This is a genomic window from Mesorhizobium sp. M4A.F.Ca.ET.050.02.1.1, assembly GCF_003997725.1.
Taxonomy (GTDB): domain Bacteria; phylum Pseudomonadota; class Alphaproteobacteria; order Rhizobiales; family Rhizobiaceae; genus Mesorhizobium.
The window spans coordinates 1-4,590 of sequence record NZ_RZSG01000488.1; the positions used below are offsets into that span (position 1 = coordinate 1).

Genomic DNA, 4,590 nt, shown 5'->3' on the forward strand with positions numbered 1-4,590 from the left:
AACCCGACCTCGACCGCCGCGACCACCAAGCCCGAGCTGATCGTGCGCCCCGACAGCGCCAAGGCGGCCGAGCTTGGTGTCACGCCGACGGAGATCGCTGCGACGGTCAAGATCGCCACCATCGGCGACACCGACACCAACCTGGCGAAGTTCAACCTTGGCGATCGCCAGGTGTCGATTGTCGTCACCCTGCCGGACGGCGTCATCGACGATCCGGCAAAGCTTGCCGTCCTGCCGCTGACCGGCTCCAAGGGCACAGTCCCGCTCGGCGCCGTAGCCGACATCGGCTTCAACGCCGGGCCGAACAGCCTGACCCGGGTGGAGCGCAGCCGCAGCGCCACCGTCGAGGCGGATCTTTCCGGTCTGACATTAGGCGAAGGCACCGCGGCCATCCGCGCCCTGCCGATCATGCGGAGCCTGCCGGCCGGCGTCCACGAGCTGGCGCGCGGCGACGCCGCCCGCATGCAGGAGCTGTTCACCGGCTTCGCCACGGCGATCGCCGCCGGCATCCTGCTGATGTATCTGACGCTGGTCCTCCTGTTCCGCAGCTTCGTCCAGCCGGTGACCATCCTGGTCGCGCTGCCGCTCTCGGTCGGCGGCGCGCTCGGCCTGCTGCTCCTCACCGGCAACGCGCTTGGCGTCACGCCGCTGATCGGCCTTCTGATGCTGATGGGCATCGCGGCGAAGAACTCGATCCTGCTCGTCGAATATGCGCTGGTCGCCGAGAAGGAGCGTGGCCTCGGCCGCTTCGAGGCGCTGCTCGACGCCGCCCGCAAGCGCGCCCGACCGATCGTCATGACCTCGATCGCCATGGGCGCCGGCATGCTGCCGATCGCGCTCGGCATCGGCGCCGACGCCGAGACGCGCGCGCCGATGGCGATCGCGGTGATCGGCGGGCTCCTCTCCTCGACCGTGCTCAGCCTCGTCTACGTGCCCGTCGTCTACACCTTCATGGACGACATCCAGCGCTTCCTCGCCCGCCATTTGAGCAAGCTGCTGGCCGAGGGGCCCGAAGCCGCAAAGCCTACCGTCTCGCCCGAAAGCCTAACCGGGAACGCCTGATCGCCAGGCGACCCCGATTGGATCCTGCAGCTCGACCATCCCGCCAGAGCGCACTGTTCGCGCCCGGCAAAGATCAATCGAATTTGAGGTAACGCGTATGACGAGTTGGGTTAGGCTGAGCGTCGTCATGCTGGCGGCGACCACGCTCGCCGGGTGCGTCGTCGGCCCGGACTATCAGAAGCCGCTTCTGCCGATGCCGGCGGCCTGGAGCAGCCAGAAGAAGGCTTCGCCGGCAAAGCCGGCACAATTGTCGAAATGGTGGCAGCGGCTGAGCGACCCGGAGCTCGACGCGCTCGTAGAGGAAGCGGTTGCCGGCAATCTCGACGTCGCCACCGCCAAGGCCAGGATACGCGAGGCCCGCGCCAGCTATCGCCAGAGCGCGGCGAGCCTGTTCCCGTCCGTGGACAGCTCGGGATCGGCAACGCGCAACAAGTCAGCCGTGACCACCTCGGGTTCGGACAGTGTCTACAGCGAATATCAATCCGGTTTCGACGCCAGTTGGGAACTGGACCTGTTCGGTGCTAACCGCAGAAGCGTCGAGGCGGCCCGCTACGGGCTGGATGCGTCAGAGGAAGAGCTGCGCTCGACGCTGCTCACAATGATCGGCGATGTCGCCTCGAACTACGCCCAGGCGCGCGGTTATCAGGCCCGTATTCAACTTGCCCGCCGCTCGGCGGCGTCGCAAAAACAGACCGCGGCCCTTACCCGCACCATGGCTGAAGCCGGCACGGCGACGGCAGCCGATGTCGCCAAGGCCATGGGACAGGCAGCGAGCACCGAGGCCGACGTGCCGACGCTGGAGGCAAGCTATGCCGAGGCGGTGCACCGTCTTTCCGTCCTCACCGGACGGCCGCCGGCGGCTCTGAACGACAGGCTGAAGCGTGGCGCGCCTATTCCCGCGCCTCGCCTGCCGGTGCCGGCCGGCATTCCCGCCGATATCCTGCTTGCCCGCCCCGACGTGCGCCTGGCGGAGCGGCAATACGCTCAGTACACCGCCAGGATCGGCCAGGCCGAGGCGGCCCGCTATCCGAGCGTCAGCTTGACCGGGAACATCGACACCTCGGCCCTCAGGCTCGGCGATCTCGGCAAGAACTCGACCATCGGCTGGTCCTTTGGGCCGACGCTCAGCGTGCCGCTGTTCAGCGCCGGCAAGCTGGAGGCAGCCGCCGACGTCGCCAGGACCGAGCGCGACAAGTATTTCATCGCCTACAAGGCATCGGTGCTGACGGCGCTGGAGGATGTGGAAAACGCCAGCGTTTCGCTGACGCAGGAGCGCATCAGGAATGGCAAGCTTGCCTCGTCGGCGAAATCCTACGGCGACGCGGCGCGTCTCGAGCGGACGCTCTACACGTCCGGCGAAACCAATTTGCTCGATGTGCTGGACGCTGAGCGCTCGCTCTATTCGGCCGAGGACACGATGCTGCAAGGCCGCGTCTCCTTGGCCACCGACTACATCGCGCTCAACAAGGCACTCGGCGGTGGCTGGGACGGCGTCATCGACAGTGCAAAGCCCGAAATCGTCGACGCCAGCACCGGCCCCAGGCTGGCCGCGAAGACGCAATGACATTGGAGGCAGAGTTCAACAGCGCAAACAAATCTCCGTGAGCAACAGCCCGGAAGCAATCGCCCACCATATCTGTAAACCCATCGAGGTGATGAAATGTCGAGCGCCTACGATCTCGGAACCGGTCTCGTCCGTCGTATCTACGAAAAGCGCATAGATGCACCGGCGATTCTTGATGCCGGCACGCATTTTCCCAATGCCACGAAGTTCACCGCCGCCTGGCAGGCGATCCGCGACGAGGCGCTTTCGGTGCAACACGGCAAGGTGCCGCGCTTCCACGATATCATGCCGGAGCAGGCGGAGATCTCGGCCAATGACGGCCTCGACTGGCGCATGTTCGTGCTCAAGGCCTACGATCTTCCGGTTCCGGAAAACCTGGTGCGTATGCCGGTGCTCAGCCGGCTGCTTGCCGGATGCCCGGAGGTAAAATCGGCGGCGATCTCGTTCCTGGCCCCGCGCAAGCACATCCCCAGCCATCGCGGACCTTTTCGCGGCATCATGCGGTTTCACCTTGGCCTCGCCATCCCGCGCCAGGCTGATGGGCGGCCGGCAACGATCATGATGATCAACCATCAGGAAAGACGCATCGCCGACGGCGAATGCATGTTGTGGGACGACACCTTCCCGCACGAGGTGACAAACCACGCCGACCAGCCCCGGATCGCCCTTCTCCTTGATGTCTGGCGTCCGCGAATGCCGCTGGACATGGAAATCCTGTCCCGGCTGATCGTTCGCGGCGTGCAGACTGGGATGCGCCACCGGGGCGTGTCTTTTTCGGGCTGAATGCGGGCCGACTGCCCTTCCAACAAATCAAGCGAAGACTGGAGATCGCAATGAAGATCAATGTGCCGCTCGTGGCAGCCTCGATCGCAATTCTTACCGGTGGTGCTGCATTTGCCGCGCAGGACCAGGCCTTCCTGTCGCCGCAGAGGGCAGCCGCCGTTCTCGCCGACGGCCGTCCCTGGTCTGCGGATACACCCGACGGCAAGACGCTCAAATTCACGCTCAAGAAGGATGGGACGGGAAGCATCCGTGGCCCCATGCCCTTCACGCTGTCCGTAAGCTGGTCCGTTAAAGGCGACCAGATCTGCATCGCCGGCAAGATGGGCACAAGGTGCCTGCGCTTTCGCGAGGCGCCTGGAGGGCTTCAGGGTTGGGACGGCGACAAGCCGGACCTGAAATTCAGCCGCTAGATGCCGGCAAAGGCGGACGATGCAAGCTTACACCCGCAGCCCCCTCGCCTCGCCGCCGCGCTTGCCGGGAACCATCATGTCCCTGGCCAGCAGGCCGCTGACGCGGCAGAACGCCATAAAGGCGCGACAGGCATCCTCGGTCTTGACCACATCCACCGTGGCGCCGAAGCAGGCGTTGAAGGCGGCCTCATGGACCTTGCCCTGGCGACGGGCCGGCCAGGCCTGCAGGAAATCGAGCGCCTGCTCGACGCCGTAGATCTCCTCGACCGGCAGGCCGGGCGCAGGCGCGATGCGCACCGGCACCTCGAATTGCAATCTGTCCATTCCAAGTCTCCCCGACCGGTGCTGTCACGGCACCGGCGTTCGTCCTGAAAAATCGCTTTGGCCGGGCTTTTGACTCAGGAATGTGTCCTGAGTGCGGTAAGCCCGGCCTGGACCGAGAGAAACAGCGCGGCCGAGGCACCGCGCGTCAGTGTCTTGAATGTCTTGATGCGTTGCGTTGAAGTTGCAGTGAACATGTTTCCGAAAATGGCGCGCCACGCGACCACGGACGGCCGCCGCGCGGGTCGCGGCGCGAAAGAATGGGGAATGGTTTGATGGCGCGGTCCGCGACCGCCGAGATCAAGCGGAAGGCGGCGCGCGCGGCTAGTTGGTGCTCGCCTGCCGCGCGGATATGGCGGCTGGCGCGGCTGCCGCCTGGATCGGCGAATTCTGGTCGACCAGGAGAATATGGGCCGCCAGCGCAAGCGCGCCGGCATCGCTGCTCAGGAA

The 4,590-nt window shown here is 65.6% G+C and carries 5 protein-coding genes; 4 read left to right on the forward strand and 1 reads right to left on the reverse strand.

Features of this window, described 5'->3' with window-relative positions; genetic code table 11:
• From EOA33_RS25165 to EOA33_RS25180, 4 genes are all read left to right on the forward strand, one after another.
• A partial coding sequence (locus EOA33_RS25165; protein ID WP_245482425.1) for an efflux RND transporter permease subunit occupies positions 1-1,062 on the forward strand: 1,062 nt, incomplete at its 5' end.
• A 97-nt stretch (positions 1,063-1,159) separates the two neighbouring features.
• Positions 1,160-2,626, forward strand: a complete 1,467-nt coding sequence (locus tag EOA33_RS25170) for an efflux transporter outer membrane subunit (RefSeq protein ID WP_127406859.1) — start codon at positions 1,160-1,162, stop codon at positions 2,624-2,626.
• 96 nt (positions 2,627-2,722) lie between these two features.
• A complete protein-coding gene (locus EOA33_RS25175; RefSeq protein WP_126054235.1) occupies positions 2,723-3,409 on the forward strand; it encodes an aspartyl/asparaginyl beta-hydroxylase domain-containing protein in 687 nt (228 codons plus the stop codon).
• A gap of 50 nt (positions 3,410-3,459) precedes the next feature.
• Positions 3,460-3,819, forward strand: a complete 360-nt coding sequence (locus tag EOA33_RS25180; RefSeq protein WP_126054234.1) for a hypothetical protein — start codon at positions 3,460-3,462, stop codon at positions 3,817-3,819.
• Positions 3,820-3,846: 27 nt separating this feature from the next.
• Here EOA33_RS25180 and EOA33_RS25185 read toward each other — a convergent pair whose 3' ends face one another.
• The gene (locus EOA33_RS25185; protein ID WP_126054233.1) at positions 3,847-4,143 is read right to left on the reverse strand and encodes a DUF982 domain-containing protein; all 297 of its coding nucleotides are present in this window, start codon (positions 4,141-4,143) and stop codon (positions 3,847-3,849) included.
• Positions 4,144-4,590 lie beyond the last annotated feature (447 nt).